The sequence below is a fragment of the Nonomuraea sp. NPDC050691 genome, assembly GCF_040654455.1.
Classification (GTDB): domain Bacteria; phylum Actinomycetota; class Actinomycetes; order Streptosporangiales; family Streptosporangiaceae; genus Nonomuraea.
The window spans coordinates 1-16,808 of the sequence record NZ_JBFAIA010000182.1 but is presented as its reverse complement, the minus strand read 5'-3'; the positions used below and the strand labels follow the sequence as shown (position 1 = coordinate 16,808).

Here is a 16,808-nt window from a genome sequence, read left to right as displayed (position 1 = left end):
CGCTGTCCTGCCCGTGGCCGGTGTGCGCGTGCGGCGGCTCGTGGAGCGCGCCGGCCGCGGCCGGCGTCACCGGGCCCGCCAGCGCGGTCGCGGGCATGGGCAGAAGGGCGGCCAGCCCCAGCGCGACACCTGCGGCCCCCACCGCGACGGTTCCCCTGCCGTTTCCGTTCCTCATCGAGATCACTCTCCCGCCGCGTAGAAGGCGTGCCGGTCCTTGCCGATGGTGTACGTGTCGTTCTGCCGGACCTCGCCCGTCTCAGGGTCGGCGGTGAGCACCCGTACCACCGCCGGCCTCGCGTCGTCGTCGGTCGCCGTCGTGAGGACGAGCCGCCCGTCGGCCGTCCATCGGACGAGGTACGGCGAGGCGGACGGCTTGAGCGCCAGCTTCACCGTGTCGTGCAGCTCGCCGCTGTCCATGTCGTAGATCCGCAGCCGCGGCGGCCGCTTCAGGTCCGCGTCGCCGTCGATCAGCGCCGCCACGGTCTTGCCGTCGGCGGCCAGGGCGAGGGTGGTGGCGTTGCCCACGACCTGGGGCGGCGTCCTCCTGACGGAGCCGCCGCCGAGCCGGTGGGTGACGAGCGCCGTGGTGTTGTCGCCGGGGAAGCGGCGGGCCAGCACCTCGTCGCCGTCACCGCTGAACCCGGCGGACTCGTCGGCGGCGGGCAGCTCGGTGACCTTCCCGGTGGCGATCGTGACGACCTTGGTGGGCCGGCGGGCCGGGTCGTCGTCGTAGCTCACGAGGAGCCGGTCGCCGGCCGGTGAGAGCGTCAGGGTCAGGTCGCCGGTGCCGGTCCCCTTCGGCACGAGCGACCCGGGCAGCTCCGTGACCTGTCCCCCGGCGGCCTTCCGGACGACGACGCGGTGGTCGCGGGCCCGCTCGTAGGCGATGACGCGGCCGTCGCCGCTGATCGCGAAGCGGCCTTCGTCGGTGTCCGGGCGGCCCTTGGCGTCGGTCCGGTTGGGGGCCGCGTCGCGGACGGTGAGCGTGCGGCCGTCGGCCATGAGCAGCCGCCAGTGCCCGCAGGCGCGGGTGTCGCCGCTCTTGCTCTCGCAGGACGGGATCCACGCCGCCCGGGCCGCCGGTGAGCCGGCTGCGATCGGGGCGGCGGGGGAGGCGTGGGCGGGGAGCGGCGCGAGCGCCGCCCCTCCGATGACTGCCGCGGCCAGTAACGCGGCGGATGTGGAGATGTGGCTCATGTCGGTGATCCTTCCGTTCACCCCGGTTAGATCCCGGCACGGGGAGTGCGGTTGGTCACAGCTCGGCCACAAGAGCTACGGCAGGGGCCGTCTCCCCGCGAAGCCGAGGTCCGTGCGGTGGTACCAGCCGAGCTCCGTCTCCCCCTCGATCCAGCACAGCCGTACGGACACCCCGTCGAGCAGGGACGGGAAGTCGAGCAGGACGGGCGCGATGCCCTTGATCTCCAGGCCCTGGCCGGCCCACCCGCTCAGGAGCTCCTCGATGCGCGCCTCCACCGCCTTGAGCTCGGGGATGCCGCCGAGCGGAGACGACCCCGAGGTGCGCAGGTCGTGGGCGATCTCCGTCATGTCGGCGCGGGCGGCGACGAGCGCGTGGGCGTCCTCGATGATCGCCGGCAGCAGCGCGCGGGCCTCATCGGGCGTGAAAAGCCTTTCCATGACGGCACGTTAGCGCCCGCCGCCGGTCAGGTGTGGGGTTCGTACGCGTGCACGAGGAGCCGCTCGGCGTGGTCGAGGTAGCCGTCGAGGAAGGCCGCCGCCTCGTCCGCGCGGCCCGCCTCCAGCAGCTCCAGCAGGCGGCGGTTGCGCTCGACGAACGGCTCGTGGAAGTCGCGCGGGTTCTTCATGACGTGGAAGACGAGCCGCAGCTCGGCGAGGAGCTGGCGCATGGCCTCGTCCAGCCGCGGGCTCTGGTTGAGGGTGACCAGCGCCTGGTGGAAGCGGATGTTGGCGGTGCCGACGGCGTGCCAGTCGTCGCGCGCGGCGGCCCGTTCGGCGTCGGCGACGGCCTCCTTGATCAGGCTCAGCGCCCGCGGGGTGGGACTGCGGCGGACGGCCGCGCCCTCGATGACGCGGCGGACACGGTAGAGGTCGGCGACGTCCTCCGCCGACAGGATCCGGACGAACACCCCCCGGTTGAGCCGGTGGTCGAGCAGCCGTTCGTGGCCGAGGAGCCGGAACGCCTCCCGCAGCGTGTTGCGCGAGACGCCGAGCGCCTCGGAGATCGACTCCTCCGACAGGCGCTGCCCGGGCTCGAAGAAGCCCTCGCTGATGCGGTCGCGCAGGATGTCGGCGACCCGCTCGGCCGTGCTGCTGCGCCCCAGGCGCGAACGGTCCCGTTCGAGATCAGCAACCGCGTTGTCCACGACGTCAATTAATCATCGAACAAACCCCTTGTCGAGTTGTTCAACGATTCCTATGTTGAATACAAAGCCCTTCAACCCCGTGGGGAGCGAAGCGATGGCAGGCTCCACCTCCCAGGCCCGGCGGGTGATCGTCGCCAGCCTGGTCGGCACGTCACTTGAGTGGTACGACTTCTTCCTGTACACGGCCGCGGCCACGCTGGTCTTCGGCAAGCTGTTCTTCCCGACGCTCGACCCGCTCAACGCCACCCTGCTGGCCCTGACCACCAACGCCGTCGCGTTCGTCGCCCGGCCGCTCGGCGGCATCGTGTTCGGCCACTTCGGCGACCGGGCGGGGCGCAAGACCGTCCTCGTCGTCACACTGCTCGTGATGGGCGTCTCGACGTTCCTCATCGGCCTGCTCCCCGGGTACGCCACCATCGGCGTGGCCGCCCCGGTCCTGCTGGCGCTGCTGAGGTTCGTCCAGGGGCTGGGGCTGGGCGGCGAGTGGGGCGGCGCGGTCATCATGTCGCTGGAGCACGCCGACGACCGCCGCCGCGGGTTCAACGCGAGCTGGCCCCAGGTGGGGGTGCCGGCCGGGTTCGTGCTGGCCACCGCGCTGCTGACACTGCTGTCGGCCACGATGACGGACGCGGCGTTCCTGGCGTGGGGGTGGCGGATCCCGTTCCTGCTGTCGGGCGTGCTGGTGATCGTCGGGCTGTGGGTGCGGCTGAAGGTGACGGAGTCGCCGCTCTTCGCGGAGGTGGACAAGCAGGGGCAGAAGGCGCGGATGCCGCTCGTCGAGGTGCTGCGTACGCACCCGCGGGCGCTGCTGTCGGCCTTCACCGCCCGCATCGGCGTCGACGTGGCCTTCTACATCTTCACCGTCTACATCCTCGTCTACCTGACCGGCCGGCTCGGCCTGCCCCGCTCCGTCGGCCTGAACGCGGTGCTCATCGGCTCGGCCCTGCAGCTGGCGCTGATCCCGTTCTTCGGCGCCCTGTCCGACCGCCTCGGCCGCCGGCCGGTCTACCTGGCGGGCGTGGTCGGCGCTGCCGTCTGGGTGTTCGTGTTCTTCCCGCTGCTCGACACCCGCTCGTTCCCGCTCATCGCGCTCGCCGTGGTCGTCGCCCTGATCACGCACGCCGCCATGTACGGGCCGCAGGCGGCCTTCATCGCGGAGCTGTTCAGCACCCGGCTGCGCTACAGCGGCGCCTCCATGGGCTACCAGGTGGCCGGGATCGTGGGCGGCGCGATCGCGCCGATCATCGCGCTCAAGCTGCTCGACGTGTACGGCACGACGCTCGCCGTGTCGATCTACGTGGTGGTCGCGCTGGCCATCACCGCCGTGGGCCTGGCCATCGCGCCGGAGACCCGCGACCTCGACCTCGCCCGCCCCACCGACCTGGCCCACCGGGGCTGACCCGCCCCTGGATTCGGGCCGGGCCCGGGGCGCCGAGGTCGCCCTCCCCCAAAACCGCCGCGAAACAGCGGGCGGCGGCTGCCCCCGCCGCCCGCGCGGGAGGTCCCCCGTGAGAACCGCCCTGATCGTCATCGCCGCGATCCTCGCGATCCCGGCGCTCATCGGCCTCGTCACCGGGCTGGAGCGGACCGACGGCGGCGAGGTCGCCGTGGTCCGCGACGGCGGCCCGTTCGACGACAACAAGGTGCGCCAGGTCATCGACCCGGCCTCCGGCCTCACCTGGACCGGCTGGTGGTCGTCCACGCACGGCTATCCGGCCCAGCAGCGCTTCTACACGATCACCGCCGACCCCAGGCGGGCCACGGCCCTCGGCGTGGACGTCGTGACGGTGCCGAGCAGCGACGGCGTGAACCTCGGCATCGAGGGCACCCTGTACTTCACGCTCAACCTCGACCACGAGACGCTCAAGACGTTCGACGACAAGTACGGCACTCGCACCTTCCGCGCGCAGGACGACGCCGCGCTCTACCCCTGGGACGGTGACGAGGGCTGGGGTGCCTTCTTCGGCCAGGCGGTGCGGCCGGTCATCGACAACGCGCTGCGCTCCGAGGTGGGCGCCATGCGGTGCGGCGAGCTGGTGCCGTCGTGCTCGCTGCTGGAGAGCACCGCGCTCAAGCCGCAGAGCAGCAACACCAACCTGGTCAAGGTGCAGAACGCGGTCAACGCCACGCTCGCCCGCGAGCTGCCCGGCACGCTGGGCGGCGACTTCCTGACCGGGCTGCGCTTCACGCTGGCCAGGGTGACGCTCCCGGCCGAGGTGCAGAAGGCGGTCGACCGGTCCCTGGCCGCGGGCGCCGCCGTGTCGGAGGCCCAGGCCAGGGTGGAGCAGGCCAAGGCCGAGGCCGCGGCCAACCGGGCCCGCCAGGACGGCTACGACAAGTGCCCCTCCTGCGCCGAGATCGAGAAGCTCAAGTCGTTGCCGCAGGGCATCACGGTGTACGCCCCGGGCAACCCGCAATCGGTTGTGGTCCCGGCCCGCTGATCTTCCCCGTCCCGCCGCCGCGACCGCGGGGGCCGCGGCGGAGGGACGGCGAACGGGCCGGTAACGAAGCGGGACGTTGTGATTGAATCGCTGCCGATTCCCAGAACACCGGGCATCCTTTGGGCATAAACTGCGCGCCTGTGAGCCTGCCTGTACGTGAACGTTCCCCCCGCCCGGGCGGCGGTCGCCACCGCCGTCCCGTGCCCACGTCCCTGCCGCCGGACGCCCCCGTGCTCGTGCTCGCCGCGCCGGGCGACGCCTCCGGCGCGGCCTCGGAGATCGCCGCGGTCGTGCGGGTGGACAACCCCCAGATCGAGGTGCGCCTGGCGACGGTCGCCGACCTGGCAGACTCCCTGCCCTCCGGCCGCGACGCCGTGGTCGTACCGCTGCTGACCTGGGACGACCCGGCTGTCCTCGCCGACATCGGCAAGGCCGTGGCGGCCGGCGGCACCGGGGCGGTCGTGACCGAGGCGCTCGGCCCGCACCCGCTGCTGGCCGAGGCGCTGCACATCAGGCTGGCCGAGAAGGGCCTGGCCCGGGCCGACCGGGTGCGCCTGCTCAACGTCTCCAGCCCCGTCGACGCGGTCATCCTCGGCACCGCCGGGGGCGCGCGGGCCGTGCAGGCCGTCCAGGCCACGGCCGTGCTGCTCGCCTCCCGGCTCACGCTGCCGGTCGTGGCGGCCTCGCTCGACAGCGAGCCGGGCGTGAGCGTGGCCGCCCAGCGGCTGCGCGCCGCCGGGGCCGAACGGCTGGCCATCGCCCCCTGCGTGATCGGTCACGAGGTGGCCCCGGGCACCGTGGAGCAGGCCGCCGCCGAGATCGACGCCGGGCACGCCGAGCCGCTCGGCGCGCACAGCGCCATCGCCGAACTTGTCGCCCGAGCTTACGGTAGTCAACTCGCCACTTGACAAGGGCTTGTGGAGATCACAGAACTCGCGTTTACTTCTCCCCATGCGCCGCGTGCAGTGCAATGGTGCGCGTTTGTGCTTGCGTGACGTCACGGAGGCCGACGTGGCGGCGCTGCACGCCATCTACGGCGACCCGGCCGCGACGCGCTTCATGCCTTTCGGCGCCCTCACCTCCGAGCAGGTGGGGGCGCTGGTCCAGGAAGCCCTGGAGGCGGCGGAGGACGAGCCGCGCCGCCTGTACGTCTTCGCGGTCGAGGACGCCGAGCACCACGAGGTGATCGGCGTCGCCCGGCTGCACGTCGAGGCCGACCTCCCGCACAGCGCCGAGATCGGCCTCGGGCTGCGCCCCGACCAGTGGGGCCGGGGCATGGGCACGGACCTCATCCGGCTGCTGCTGTCGTTCGGCTTCAAGCAGCTCCGCCTGCACCGCGTCTGGGGCGCCCGCTCCCCCGACAACCTGCCCGCGCAGCTTGCGATGCTGACCGCCGGCATGGTCGAGGAGGGCCGCATCCGCCACCACCTGCCGACACCGGACGGCTGGCGCGACTCCATCGTCCACTCGGCGCTGGAGGACGAGTGGACCGACCGCTGACCCCGCACGGGGGCGGCCGGGGTTGACAGGCCGGGCGGTTCCGCCCGGGAATGACGGCGCGCTCCCGGCTCGGCGGGCCCGGTAGCGGGCCCCCTGCCCGGCGGGCCTGGCGGGCTTGACGCGGCGGTGCGTCGCCGCCGGGGATTGTCGGTGGCTCCCCCTACGATGAGGCTCCTCACGGAGGGATCACAGACATGCTCGACTCGCTGATCGTGCCCCTGTTCGTCACGACGGACCTGCCGCCGCGCGCCGACCTGGCCGAGTTCGGCGCGCTGCTGGCCGAGACGGCCCGCACGCTCGACCATGACGGCGTGAGCTACGAGGCGTTCCTCGCCGGCAAGGTGTTCTGGCTCGACCGCCCCGCCGCCGCCAGGCGGACGCCGGCCGCCGAGGCGGAGCAGCGCTTCGCCGCGCTGCTCGGCTACCTCGCCGCCTCCGGTCCCGGCCACACGACACGCGGCGTGGTCGCCGACGTGCGGCGGGCGATCTCCGCGGCGGTCACCGGCCGCTACGGCGACGCGGGCGTCCCTCCGGCCGTGTTCGCGATCCGCGACCGCGACGTGCGCGAGCGCACCCCCGACACCGCGCTCTACGTCGACACCCGCGACGCCGTCCCCGACCTGGTCACGGTCACCCGCCCCTACCTGTGACCTCCCGGGCGGGTCGGGGCGGCCGGTCAAGTCCTCGTACAGACCCGGCCGCCGGCGGTGACATGCCTCCCGTCCCGGGTAGTCGGCCCTCATGCTTTACGGCAAGGAACACGTTCAGCGTTATCAGCAGACCAACGGCGAGGAAGGCCACGACTGGAACAACACGACGGTCCTCCTCCTGACCACGAAGGGCCGCCGCTCGGGCCGCCCGTACACCACGCCGCTCATCTACCAGAAGCACGGCGACGCCTACGTCGTCGTGGCGTCCAAGGGCGGCGACCCCGACCACCCCGACTGGTACAAGAACCTCGAGGAGAACTCCGAGGCGGAGGTGCAGGTCAAGGGCGACAAGTTCAAGGCCCGCGCGCACACCGCCATCCCCGAGGAGAAGCCGGAGCTGTGGACCCTGATGACCCGGGCCTGGCCCGACTACGACAAGTACCAGCAGAGCACCGACCGCGAGATCCCGGTCGTCGTCCTGGAGCCGCTCCGCTGAAACCGCCCACCCAGGACCGCCCCGGACCGCCCGTCCTGGCGCGTCAGAACGTCACCAGCGGGTCGCCGAGGAAGTCGGCGATGAAGTTGACGAAGAAGAAGCCGAAGAACAGCACGTTGAGCACCAGCACCACGTAGTGCCACGGGCGTGGGCGGGCCGGGCGCGGCAGGCGGCTGTTGAGGTACATCAGCAGGAACGGGTAGATCAGCGCGCCCAGGTTCGACATGTTGGCCGACCACTCCACCAGCCCGACCGGCAGCGCCAGGTGGATGACGACCGAGATCACCACCAGCAGCACGAGCATGAACGGGTAGTAGAAGCGGCGCGGGTCGCCCTCCACCAGCGCCCGCAGCCGCGGGCAGGTGGCGTGCGCGGCGTCCGTGGTGACGCGCACCATCGCCTCGAAGATGCCGAGCTGGGTGGAGAACAGGATGAGCACCCCGAGCACCAGCGCCACGTAGAACAGGGCCGGCCCGTACTCGTCGCCGAGCGCGGTGGCCACGAAGGTCGGGACGTCGGCCCGCGTGGGCTTCTGCCCGGTCATGGCGACCGCCTGGGCCATGAGGATCGTGGGCAGCAGCATGCCGAGCATGGCGCCGACGAAGAACACGCCCCACATGTCGGTCAGCAGCAGCCGGTACCACCTGCGCCACAGCGCCCTGTTGCGCTCGTCGTCGGGGAAGGTGACACCGCTGGCCAGGATCTCGCGGCGCTCGCCGCGCAGCCCGGAGATGAACCCGGCCCGGTAGCCCATGCCGTAGCCCTTGTCCCGGTAGTGACCCATCACGTACCAGTTGAGCCCGGAGGCGAGCGCGGTGAACCCGGCCAGGGCGCCCAGCTGGGTGGCCGTGATGCCGGAAGGCGGGGCGGCCGGGGTGACGAATCCGCGGATGCCCTCCCACCACTGGCTGAACGGCACCACGAACAGGCAGATCACCAGCAGGCCGAGCAGGATGGCGCTCACCATCACCCAGTTGGCCAGTTCCAGCGTGCGGCTGATGCGGCGGGCCGCGGCCGTGATCAGGAAGACCAGGACGAGCAGCGCGATGGCCCACAGGCGCGGCTCCTCGGCGCCCGCGGGCGCGACCGTGCCGTGGACGAGCGCGTAGACGCCCTGCCCCGCCGACGCCGCCCAGCCTCCGGCGATGAACGCGAAGATCACGATGAAGACGGAGAGCGGGATCCAGAACTTCCATCCCGGCGGCACCCGCCCCCAGCCGACCACCGGGGTCTCCCCCGTCGCGACGACGTAGCGGGAGCACTCGATGTTGTAGAACGTCTGCAGCAGCGCGGAGACGACGATCACCCAGCCGATCCCCACGAAGCCGTACTGGCCGACGCTGAGCGGGCCGAGCAGCCATTCGCCGCTGCCGATCGAGATGCCGAGCGCGATGAGGCTCGGGCCGACGGCGTACTTGAACAGCTCCTTGGGGCCGATCCTGGAGACCTTGAACACCTCTTCGGGTGTGGGCAGGTCGGCGCCGGCGAGATCCGGCCGGCTGACTCCGAGAGTTCGTGTCATCTGGGGCCTCCCGACGTTCAGGGTGATCCCCGCGGGCGCGGGTCACAAGGCCCAAACTCCATGCTACGCGCGGAACGGAAAGACAGCTTCCATTCGTTGCCGGGGCATGGCTGACATTCCCTATGATCGGAAAGAACAGCTCAAACAGATCGAAAGCGGCCTCCTGCCGGGCGAGCGGATCGTCGCCGTCTACGACGCGATCGGGGCGGGAACCGGCTTCCTCGGCCTCACCGACCGCCGCGTGATCGTGCAGGACACGTCGTTCGTGGGCAAGAAGGTCGCGCTCACCAGCATCCCGTACGGCAAGATCTCCGCGGTGAGCGTGGTCAGCAACAAGTCGTTCGCCGGCGGGTTCTTCTCGTCGGGCTCGATCGCCATCCACGTCGGGACGCACACGTACGAGGTGGACTTCCGCGGCGAGAACAAGGCGCACCACGTCCACGACGTGATCCTCCACCACATCTCCCAGGGCTGACCGCCCGCGGCGCCCGGCCCCGGACGGGGCCGGGCGCCGTCACGTCACACGACCGGCCCGGTCACGCGCTTCACACGGCCGGCCCGGCCACGGAGGTGTACAGCTCCAGGGTGCGCTCGGCGATGCGCTCCCACGAGAAGTGCTCGATCGCCCGCGCCCGGCCGGCCTCGCCCATCCGGCGGGCCCGTCCGGGGTCGGCCAGCAGGGCGTTGACCCGCTCGGCGAAGTCGGCGGCGAAGCGCTCCGGGTCGTGCGGGGTGCCGTCGGGGCCCTGGTCGATCGGCACGAGCAGCCCGGTCTCGCCGTCGGCGACCACCTCGGGGATGCCGCCCGTGGCGGTGGCGACGACGGCCGTCTCGCAGGCCATGGCCTCCAGGTTGACGATGCCCATGGGCTCGTACACCGAGGGGCACACGAACACCGTGGCGTGCGTCAGGAGCTGGATCACCTCGGGCTTGGGCAGCATCTCGGAGATCCACACCACGCCCTCGCGCTCGCGTTCGAGCTCGCGGACCAGGGCGGCCACCTCGGCGGCGATCTCCGGCGTGTCGGGGGCGCCGGCGCAGAGCACGAGCTGCGCGCCGGGGTCGAGGGACCGCGCCGCGTGCAGGAGGTGGACCAGGCCCTTCTGCCGGGTGATGCGACCCACGAAGATCACATACGGCTTGGCGGGGTCCACGCCGTGCTTCTTCAGCACCGCGTCGTCCCGGTCGGGGGCGTACTCGGTGGTGTCGATGCCGTTGTGGATCACGCTCACCCGCTCCGGCGGGATCTCCGGGTAGGCGGCCAGCACGTCGCGCCGCATGCCCTCCGACACCGCGATCACCGCGTCGGCGGCGGCCAGGGCGGTGCGCTCGGCCCACGAGGAGATCGTGTAGCCGCCGCCGAGCTGCTCGGCCTTCCACGGGCGCAGCGGTTCGAGGCTGTGCGTGGTGACGACGTGCGGGACGCCGTACAGGAGCTTGGCGACATGCCCGGCGAAATTGGCGTACCAGGTGTGGGAGTGGACGACGTCGGCACCCTCGCAGGCGGCGGCCATCTCCAGGTCGACGCCCAGCACCTGGAGCGCCGCATTGGCCGACTCCAGCCCGCCGGGCACCCGGTAGGCGGACACGCCCGGCACGTCACGGTCCGCGCCGAAGCACCGCACCCGGACGTCGGCCAGGCGGCGCAACCGGCTCGCCAGGTATTCCATGTGGACTCCGGCACCGCCGTACACCTCTGGCGGATACTCCCGGCTGAGCAGATCAACGCGCATGAGACGACCTTACGAGCATCTCGCCCATCAAGGACACACCGGCGTGCGACTCGCCGTCCGCGCCCGGCCGTCCCGGATCGGCCGAGGTCATTGCGGCCGCAGGGCAAGGAGAAATCACCAAAATCTTAAGAAAAGTGACACTCCGGTACGGGGCCACGTCGATAGATCGGCTCGTAGGGGGTAGCGTCCTGGGCATGAGGTCCCGGAGGGTGCTTGCGGTCGTACTGGCAGGTGGCGAGGGGAAGAGGCTCATGCCTCTCACGGCGGACCGGGCGAAACCGGCCGTGCCGTTCGGCGGGATGTACCGTCTGATCGACTTCGTCCTGTCCAACCTCGCCAACGGCGGTTACCTGCAGATCGTCGTACTGACCCAGTACAAGAACCACAGTCTTGACCGCCACGTCTCACGCACCTGGCGGCTGACGGCCATGCTCGGCAACTACGTCACGCCGGTACCGGCGCAGCAGCGGCTCGGGCCGCGCTGGTTCTCCGGATCGGCCGACGCGCTGTTCCAGAACCTGAACCTCATCTACGACGAGATGCCCGACCACGTCATCGTGTTCGGCGCCGACCACATCTACCGGATGGATCCCCGGCAGATGGTCGAGCAGCACGAGGACTCCGGGGCCGACGTCACGGTGGCCGCCATCCGGCAGCCGCTGTCGCTGGCCGACCAGTTCGGCGTCATCGAGACCGACCCGCAGGGCCGGCGGATCGTGGCGTTCCGCGAGAAGCCGAAGGACGCGGTGGGGCTCGCCGACTCGCCCGACGAGGTGTACGCCTCGATGGGCAACTACGTCTTCCGCACCCAGGCCATGATCGACGCGCTGCGCGAGGACGCGCTCGACCCGACGAGCAAGCACGACCTCGGCGGCAACATCATCCCGATGATGGTCAAGTCGGGCGGCGCCGACGTCTACGACTTCGCCAACAACGTGGTGCCGGGCTCCACCGAGCGCGACCGCGGCTACTGGCGCGACGTGGGCACGCTCGACGCCTACTACGAGGCCCACATGGACCTCATCTCGGCCCACCCGATCTTCAACCTGTACAACGACAAGTGGCCGATCCACACCGGCCACGACCCGCTGCCGCCCGCCAAGTTCGTGCACAACGACGGCGACCGGGTCGGCCGGGCGATCGACTCGCTCGTGTCGCCGGGCGTCATCGTCTCGGGCGGCACGGCCATCCGCTCGTGCCTGTCACCCAAGGTGGTGCTCCACTCCCACTCGCTGGTGGAGGACTCCGTCCTCATGGACAACGTCAAGGTGGGGCGAGGCGCCATCGTGCGGCGGGCCATCATCGACAAGAACGTGGTGATCCCCGACGGGGCGCGCATCGGCTTCGACCTCGACTACGACCGCACCCGCTTCGCGCTGACGCGCGGCGGGGTCGTGGTCATCGGCAAGAACGAGATCGTCGAACGCTGACGGGGCTTGTGGGCTGCAAAGGCAAGCTCCTCACGGGGCGCGCTTCGCGCGGAGGGGATCCGGGCGATCAGGGCTCAAAAGCGAGGTCCTCACAAGGGCACGCTCCGCGCGAGGAGGTTCGGGCTGTGACTGTGGGGGAGCCAAGCTCCCCCACACCCCCTTGCCGGTGGCTGGCCCCCGGCCCCCCGAGCGCCGGCCACCTGGACGACAGAGAGCTGGTGGTAGCAGTTCAGGTCACGCGAAAATCGGATCACGCCGCCGGAGCGCGCGGGCTGATGCGTACCTCCAGATCAGCATCCAGAGCCCTGGTCCCGCCCGCCTCGAAGCGGGCCACCGCGGACTGTGTCATGCCGGCCTCCCGAGCCAGATCGCTCTGGCTCCAGCCTCGCCCCTCCCGCATCGCGCGGACCGTCTTGCCCAGCTCGTAGGCGATACGCGCGGCCTCATACGCCTCGGCCGCACCCGGCTCGGCCATCCGGCGATCTCTGAGTTCCCGCCAGCTTCCCTGTTCGCTCATACCGCTTCTTCTTCCTCGTCAACGGTGTGCGCCGACTCGATGCAGCGACGCATGGCCCGCCGAGCCCGGTCGACCTCACCCGATCGTCTCGTGCCCGCGTCTTGTGGAACACGGTCAGGAGCACGATCCGACGACCGGGTGCGATCCAGTACGTGACGCGCATCGCGAACTCGTCGAGATGGAACCGTAGCTCACGGAGCTTGCCGTCCAGCTGCTTGGCGTAGGGCTCGCCCAGCAGAGGCCCCTCCGACGCAAGAAGATCGACGTAGAAGGCCGCCTTTGCGAACAGCGCCGAAGGCAGACCTCCAAGCCAGTTGCGAACTTCGCCTCGGGCGGGGCTGGCGTGGGCCATGCCCGAGGCGGGGCCGCCGTCCGGCCGGGGGGCGCCATTCCCGCCGGTCAGAGTGTGACCCGTCGATCATCCGGATGGCGTCCACGGTAGTCAGGTGATCGTCGCGGCTGCCACTCATTAACCCGGCACTCGTCGACCCGCGGCCCGTCGACCGCGGCCCGTCGATCTGGGCACTCGTCGATCTGGGCACTCGTCAGCCCAGGAGCCGTCACTCAGGACTCGTCAGACCAGGACGAGCACGCCGGTCAACGCCACCAGCGTGACGAGCAGCGTCGAGACGGCCCCGAGGATGACGGCGCGGCGGCCGGTGCGCAGGAGCTCCCTCACCCCTACGGCCGTCCCCATCGCGAACAGGGCGGCGGTGAACAGGACCGTCTCCGCGGTCTTGAGCGGCGCGAGCCAGCCGTCCGGCACCGCGCCGAGGCTGCGCAGGGCGACCATGGCCAGGAACCCGGCGACGAAGAGCGGCACCACGGGAGTCCTGCGCCGCGGGCCCGGTCCGGCGGTGCGGCGGCGCCAGAGACTGACGCCCGCGATGAGCGGGGCGAGCATGACGACCCGGGTCAGCTTGACGACCACGGCCGCGGCGAGGGCGACCGGTCCGGCCGTCTGGGCCGTGGCCACCACCTGGGCCACCTCCTGCACGCTCGCCCCGGTCCAGACGCCGAAGCTCTCCGCGGGCAGGTGAAGGAGCCCACCGGCGAGGGGCAGGAGGGCGATCGCGAGCGAGCCGTACAGGGTGACCAGGGCGACCGCGGTCATGACGTCCCGTTTCTCGCTGTCGGTCACGCCGTCCATGGCCGCGATGGCGGCGGCGCCGCAGATGGAGAAGCCCGTGGCCACGAGCAGGGCCGGCTCGCGGCCCAGGCCCAGCCGCGTCCCGAGCCACCAGGTGCCGGAGAACGTCACGGCCACCGTCGTCACGACCAGCAGCAGCACCGGGAGTCCGAGGGCGAGGACGTCCGGCACGGCGAGCCGCGCGCCGAGCAGGACGACGCCGAGGCGCAGCAGCCGCCCGGAGGCGAACGCCAGGCCGGGCCGCAGGGCCTCCGGCCGCCCGCCGAGGTTCCCGAGGAGGGCGCCGAGGACGACGGCCGTCATGAGCGGACTCACGGCGGGGACGAGCGCGTTGACGGCGACGGCCACCGCCACGCCGGCGGCGGCCACGAGCAGCCCGGGCACGAGCGAGCCATTCCCGGCGACGGCCCGCGCCGGGCTGCCGGACGACGGGGCGGCGGACGGCGGGGCGGCGGACGGCGGGGCGGCGGACGGCGGGCTCGGGGACGACGGACTGGTGGAGGGTGGGCGGGCGGTCAAGGGGCCGGCGACGGGCGGGCTGGTGGAGGGCGGGGGGACGGGGGCCGTGATGGTGGACGGCGAGCGGGTGGACGCCGATCTTGTGGACGGCGTGCCGGAGGGCGGCGGGGTGGTGGACGCGCTCATGGGCTGATCTTCACAACCGTCCGGGACGCCCGGTAGCCACCGGTTTCGCACGGGGTCATACGGTGAGTGCATGACCCGACGATGGCCCGACCTGGGCAGCCTCGAACTGCTGCTGCTGATCGCCGAGCACGGCAGCCTGGGCAAGGCCGCGAGGCTGCACGGCATCACGCAGGCCTCGGCCAGCCGCCGGCTCGACACCCTGGAGCGCGAGCTGGGCGTGCCCCTCCTGCACCGCTCGACCACCGGCTCGCGGCTCACCCCGCAGGGCGAGGTCGTCGCCGGACGGGCCCGGGTGGCGCTGGAGGCGGCCGGCGAGCTCCTGGCCGGAGTGGACGCGCTGCGCCGGGACCGGGACGCCCGCGTGCGGGTGGCGGCCAGCATGACTGTCGCCGAGTACCTGCTGCCCGGCTGGCTCGTGGCGCTGCGCCGCGCCGCGCCGGACGTGGAGGTGGGGCTGCGCGTGGCCAATTCGGAGGTCGTCTGCCGGTTGGCGCGGGAGGGCGACATCGACGTGGGCTTCATCGAGTCGCCGTACCTGCCGGAGGGGCTGACCGCCCGGCAGATCGCGCAGGACCGGATGGTGGTCGTGGTGGCGCCCCGGCATCCCTGGGCGCGCCGGCGCGCTCCGCTGGGGTTCGCGGAGCTGGCCGCGACGCCGCTGGTCAGGCGCGAGCCCGGCTCAGGCACCCGTCACGCCGTCGATCGGATCCTGGCCGGGCAGGACGTCGCCGCGCCGGCCCTGGAGCTGTCCTCGAACGCCGCGGTGAAGGTGGCGGTGGAGGCGGGGGTCGGCCCGGCCGTGCTCAGCGTGCTGGCCGTGGCGGCCGAGCTGCGCGAGGGACGGCTGGTCGAGGTGCCCGTAGCGGGCTTCGACGGGCGGCGGCCGCTGTTCGCGGTCTGGCCGGGGCGGGCCAGGCTCGCGGGCGCCGCCGCCGAGCTCGTGCGGCTCGCCGGCTCCTCCGGCCACTCGCGCCACCTGCCCGGACAGCGCCGCGCGGGAGAGGAGACAGGCCGTACGGGAGGCGGAAGGGGGGACGGGCGGGTGACCGGTGAGTAAGGCGAGGGTTGACCGCACTTGACCATTAGTGGATAACGGAATCCGGCACGGGCAGCACACCCGCACTGTTTCGGAGCACCCGATGACGAGCCTCGCCTCCCCAGCGCTGGTCGGACGCGATCAGCAGCTCAGGGCGCTCCTTCACGCGATCACCAGCCCGCCCGCCGTGGCCCTGGTGCAGGGCGAGGCGGGGATCGGCAAGACCCGGCTGGTCCGGGCCGCCGTGGAGCTCCTTCCCGACGAGCGCACCGTGCTGGTCGGCCACTGCCACCAGCTCAGGGAGCCGTTCCCCTACGGGCCGGTGTTCGACGCGCTGCGGCACGCGGCCCCGGCGCTGCCCGACCGGTCGGCGCTGAACCCGGTGACCGGGACGCTGCGCGGCTACCTGCCGGAGCTGGCCGAGCACCTGCCGCCGGCGCCGCCTCCGCCGCCGGTCGACGACCCGCGCGCCGAGCGTCACCGGTTGTTCCGGGCCGTCCACGCGCTGCTGACCGCGGCGGGGCCGGTCCTGCTCGTGGTGGAGGATCTGCACTGGGCCGACGACGGCACGCGTGACCTGCTGCGTTTCCTCACCGACCAGCCCCCGGCGGGCCTGGCCCTGGTGGTCACCTTCCGGCGGGAGGACCTGCCGGTGCCGGGGCTGCCGTTCGGGCACGCCTACCGGCATCCGCAGGGCGTCAACAGCGCGGTGGTGGCGCTGACGCCCCTGGACGTGGAGGGCGTCCGGCGCATGGCGGGCACCCTGCTCGGCCGCGCGGAGCTGTCCGCGTCCTTCGCGGCCCGGCTGCGCGAGCACACGGCCGGCGTCCCGTTCGTGGTGGAGGAGGTCGTCCGCTCGCTGCTCGACGAGGTCGGCCGGTTCCCCGGCGCCGACGAGGACGGCGAGGCGGACCCGGCCGGCCTGGACCGCATCGCGGTGCCGCTGCTGCTGCGCGAGGCGATGGCCGAGCAGCTGGCCGGCCTCTCCCCCGCCGCGCTGCGGGCGGTGCACGCCGCCGCCGTGCTCCAGTTGCCCGCCGACGAGCCGCTGATCGCCGCCGTCGGCAGGGACGGGACGGGTCTGCGCGAGGCGCTCAAGGCGGGCGTGCTGCTGGAGCACCCCGACGGCCAGTACGGCTTCCGGCACCCGCTCGCCCAGCAGGCCGTCTACGACGCGATCCCCGGACCCGACCGGCGGCTGCTCCACCGGCGGGCCATGGCGGCGCTGGCCACGCTCGACCAGCGGCCGCTGGTCCGGCTCGCCCCCCACCCCCGGCGGGCGGGCGACGTCGACTCCAGGCGGCGGCACGGCCACGCCGCCGCCGGCCAGGCCCCCGCGCACGGCG

19 protein-coding genes are annotated in these 16,808 nt (G+C 72.4%); 11 read left to right on the top strand and 8 right to left on the bottom strand.

The genetic code is table 11. The features are described from left to right. Positions 1–180: 180 nt before the first annotated feature. The 3 genes from AB0H81_RS37565 to AB0H81_RS37555 all read right to left on the bottom strand — a co-directional run bounded on the left by AB0H81_RS37565 (position 181) and on the right by AB0H81_RS37555 (position 2,342). Positions 181–1,197 carry a hypothetical protein gene (locus AB0H81_RS37565; protein ID WP_358384820.1) on the bottom strand — a complete coding sequence of 339 codons (1,017 nt, stop codon included), beginning with the start codon at positions 1,195–1,197 and terminating at the stop codon, positions 181–183. Between the two features lie 75 nt (positions 1,198–1,272). Continuing rightward, complete coding sequence (locus tag AB0H81_RS37560; RefSeq protein WP_358384818.1) at positions 1,273–1,635, bottom strand: DUF2203 domain-containing protein; 363 nt, start codon at positions 1,633–1,635, stop codon at positions 1,273–1,275. 26 nt (positions 1,636–1,661) lie between these two features. Then, the gene (locus AB0H81_RS37555) at positions 1,662–2,342 is read right to left on the bottom strand and encodes a GntR family transcriptional regulator (protein WP_358384815.1); all 681 of its coding nucleotides are present in this window, start codon (positions 2,340–2,342) and stop codon (positions 1,662–1,664) included. 94 nt (positions 2,343–2,436) lie between these two features. Here AB0H81_RS37555 and AB0H81_RS37550 point away from each other — a divergent pair, with 94 nt between their 5' ends. The 6 genes from AB0H81_RS37550 (at position 2,437) to AB0H81_RS37525 (ending at position 7,429) form a co-directional block, all read left to right on the top strand. After that, positions 2,437–3,741: an MFS transporter gene (locus tag AB0H81_RS37550; RefSeq protein WP_358384812.1), complete on the top strand. Its 1,305-nt coding sequence runs from the start codon at positions 2,437–2,439 to the stop codon at positions 3,739–3,741. Positions 3,742–3,850: 109 nt separating this feature from the next. Then, positions 3,851–4,783, top strand: a complete 933-nt coding sequence (locus AB0H81_RS37545; RefSeq protein WP_358384809.1) for an SPFH domain-containing protein — start codon at positions 3,851–3,853, stop codon at positions 4,781–4,783. 200 nt (positions 4,784–4,983) lie between these two features. Next, on the top strand, positions 4,984–5,691 hold the full coding sequence (locus AB0H81_RS37540; RefSeq protein WP_358384806.1) for a hypothetical protein: 708 nt from the start codon (positions 4,984–4,986) through the stop codon (positions 5,689–5,691). A 79-nt stretch (positions 5,692–5,770) separates the two neighbouring features. Next, a complete protein-coding gene (locus tag AB0H81_RS37535) occupies positions 5,771–6,283 on the top strand; it encodes a GNAT family protein (protein ID WP_358384803.1) in 513 nt (170 codons plus the stop codon). A gap of 194 nt (positions 6,284–6,477) precedes the next feature. Next, the gene (locus AB0H81_RS37530; RefSeq protein ID WP_358384801.1) at positions 6,478–6,933 is read left to right on the top strand and encodes a hypothetical protein; all 456 of its coding nucleotides are present in this window, start codon (positions 6,478–6,480) and stop codon (positions 6,931–6,933) included. A gap of 91 nt (positions 6,934–7,024) precedes the next feature. Further along, complete coding sequence (locus tag AB0H81_RS37525; protein ID WP_358384798.1) at positions 7,025–7,429, top strand: nitroreductase family deazaflavin-dependent oxidoreductase; 405 nt, start codon at positions 7,025–7,027, stop codon at positions 7,427–7,429. Between the two features lie 43 nt (positions 7,430–7,472). Here the strand turns inward: AB0H81_RS37525 and AB0H81_RS37520 are convergent, their stop codons facing one another. Further along, positions 7,473–8,951, bottom strand: coding sequence for an Nramp family divalent metal transporter (locus AB0H81_RS37520; protein WP_358384795.1), 1,479 nt, complete (start codon positions 8,949–8,951; stop codon positions 7,473–7,475). A 106-nt stretch (positions 8,952–9,057) separates the two neighbouring features. Here AB0H81_RS37520 and AB0H81_RS37515 point away from each other — a divergent pair, with 106 nt between their 5' ends. Next, the gene (locus AB0H81_RS37515) at positions 9,058–9,426 is read left to right on the top strand and encodes a PH domain-containing protein (protein WP_358384792.1); all 369 of its coding nucleotides are present in this window, start codon (positions 9,058–9,060) and stop codon (positions 9,424–9,426) included. Between the two features lie 70 nt (positions 9,427–9,496). Here the strand turns inward: AB0H81_RS37515 and glgA are convergent, their stop codons facing one another. Continuing rightward, positions 9,497–10,684 carry a glycogen synthase gene (glgA, locus tag AB0H81_RS37510; RefSeq protein WP_358384789.1) on the bottom strand — a complete coding sequence of 396 codons (1,188 nt, stop codon included), beginning with the start codon at positions 10,682–10,684 and terminating at the stop codon, positions 9,497–9,499. Positions 10,685–10,878: 194 nt separating this feature from the next. Between glgA and glgC the strand changes: the two genes are divergently transcribed. Continuing rightward, positions 10,879–12,114, top strand: coding sequence for a glucose-1-phosphate adenylyltransferase (glgC, locus tag AB0H81_RS37505; protein ID WP_175595771.1), 1,236 nt, complete (start codon positions 10,879–10,881; stop codon positions 12,112–12,114). A 250-nt stretch (positions 12,115–12,364) separates the two neighbouring features. Here the strand turns inward: glgC and AB0H81_RS37500 are convergent, their stop codons facing one another. The 3 genes from AB0H81_RS37500 to AB0H81_RS37490 all read right to left on the bottom strand — a co-directional run bounded on the left by AB0H81_RS37500 (position 12,365) and on the right by AB0H81_RS37490 (position 14,129). Next, the gene (locus tag AB0H81_RS37500) at positions 12,365–12,631 is read right to left on the bottom strand and encodes a helix-turn-helix transcriptional regulator (protein WP_358384786.1); all 267 of its coding nucleotides are present in this window, start codon (positions 12,629–12,631) and stop codon (positions 12,365–12,367) included. Continuing rightward, complete coding sequence (locus tag AB0H81_RS37495; RefSeq protein WP_358384783.1) at positions 12,558–12,983, bottom strand: type II toxin-antitoxin system RelE/ParE family toxin; 426 nt, start codon at positions 12,981–12,983, stop codon at positions 12,558–12,560. Before AB0H81_RS37495 ends, AB0H81_RS37500 begins: the two co-directional genes overlap by 74 nt. A gap of 222 nt (positions 12,984–13,205) precedes the next feature. Continuing rightward, the gene (locus AB0H81_RS37490; RefSeq protein WP_358384823.1) at positions 13,206–14,129 is read right to left on the bottom strand and encodes a putative sulfate exporter family transporter; all 924 of its coding nucleotides are present in this window, start codon (positions 14,127–14,129) and stop codon (positions 13,206–13,208) included. On the opposite strand from AB0H81_RS37490, the gene AB0H81_RS37485 reads away from it, so the two are divergent. From AB0H81_RS37485 to AB0H81_RS37475, 3 genes are all read left to right on the top strand, one after another. After that, on the top strand, positions 14,083–14,433 hold the full coding sequence (locus AB0H81_RS37485) for a hypothetical protein (protein WP_358384826.1): 351 nt from the start codon (positions 14,083–14,085) through the stop codon (positions 14,431–14,433). The genes AB0H81_RS37490 and AB0H81_RS37485 overlap by 47 nt on opposite strands. Before the next feature lie 63 nt (positions 14,434–14,496). After that, positions 14,497–15,483, top strand: a complete 987-nt coding sequence (locus tag AB0H81_RS37480; protein ID WP_358384781.1) for a LysR family transcriptional regulator — start codon at positions 14,497–14,499, stop codon at positions 15,481–15,483. Positions 15,484–15,565: 82 nt separating this feature from the next. Next, positions 15,566–16,808: AAA family ATPase (locus tag AB0H81_RS37475; protein ID WP_358384778.1), on the top strand; the 1,243-nt coding region annotated here is incomplete at its 3' end.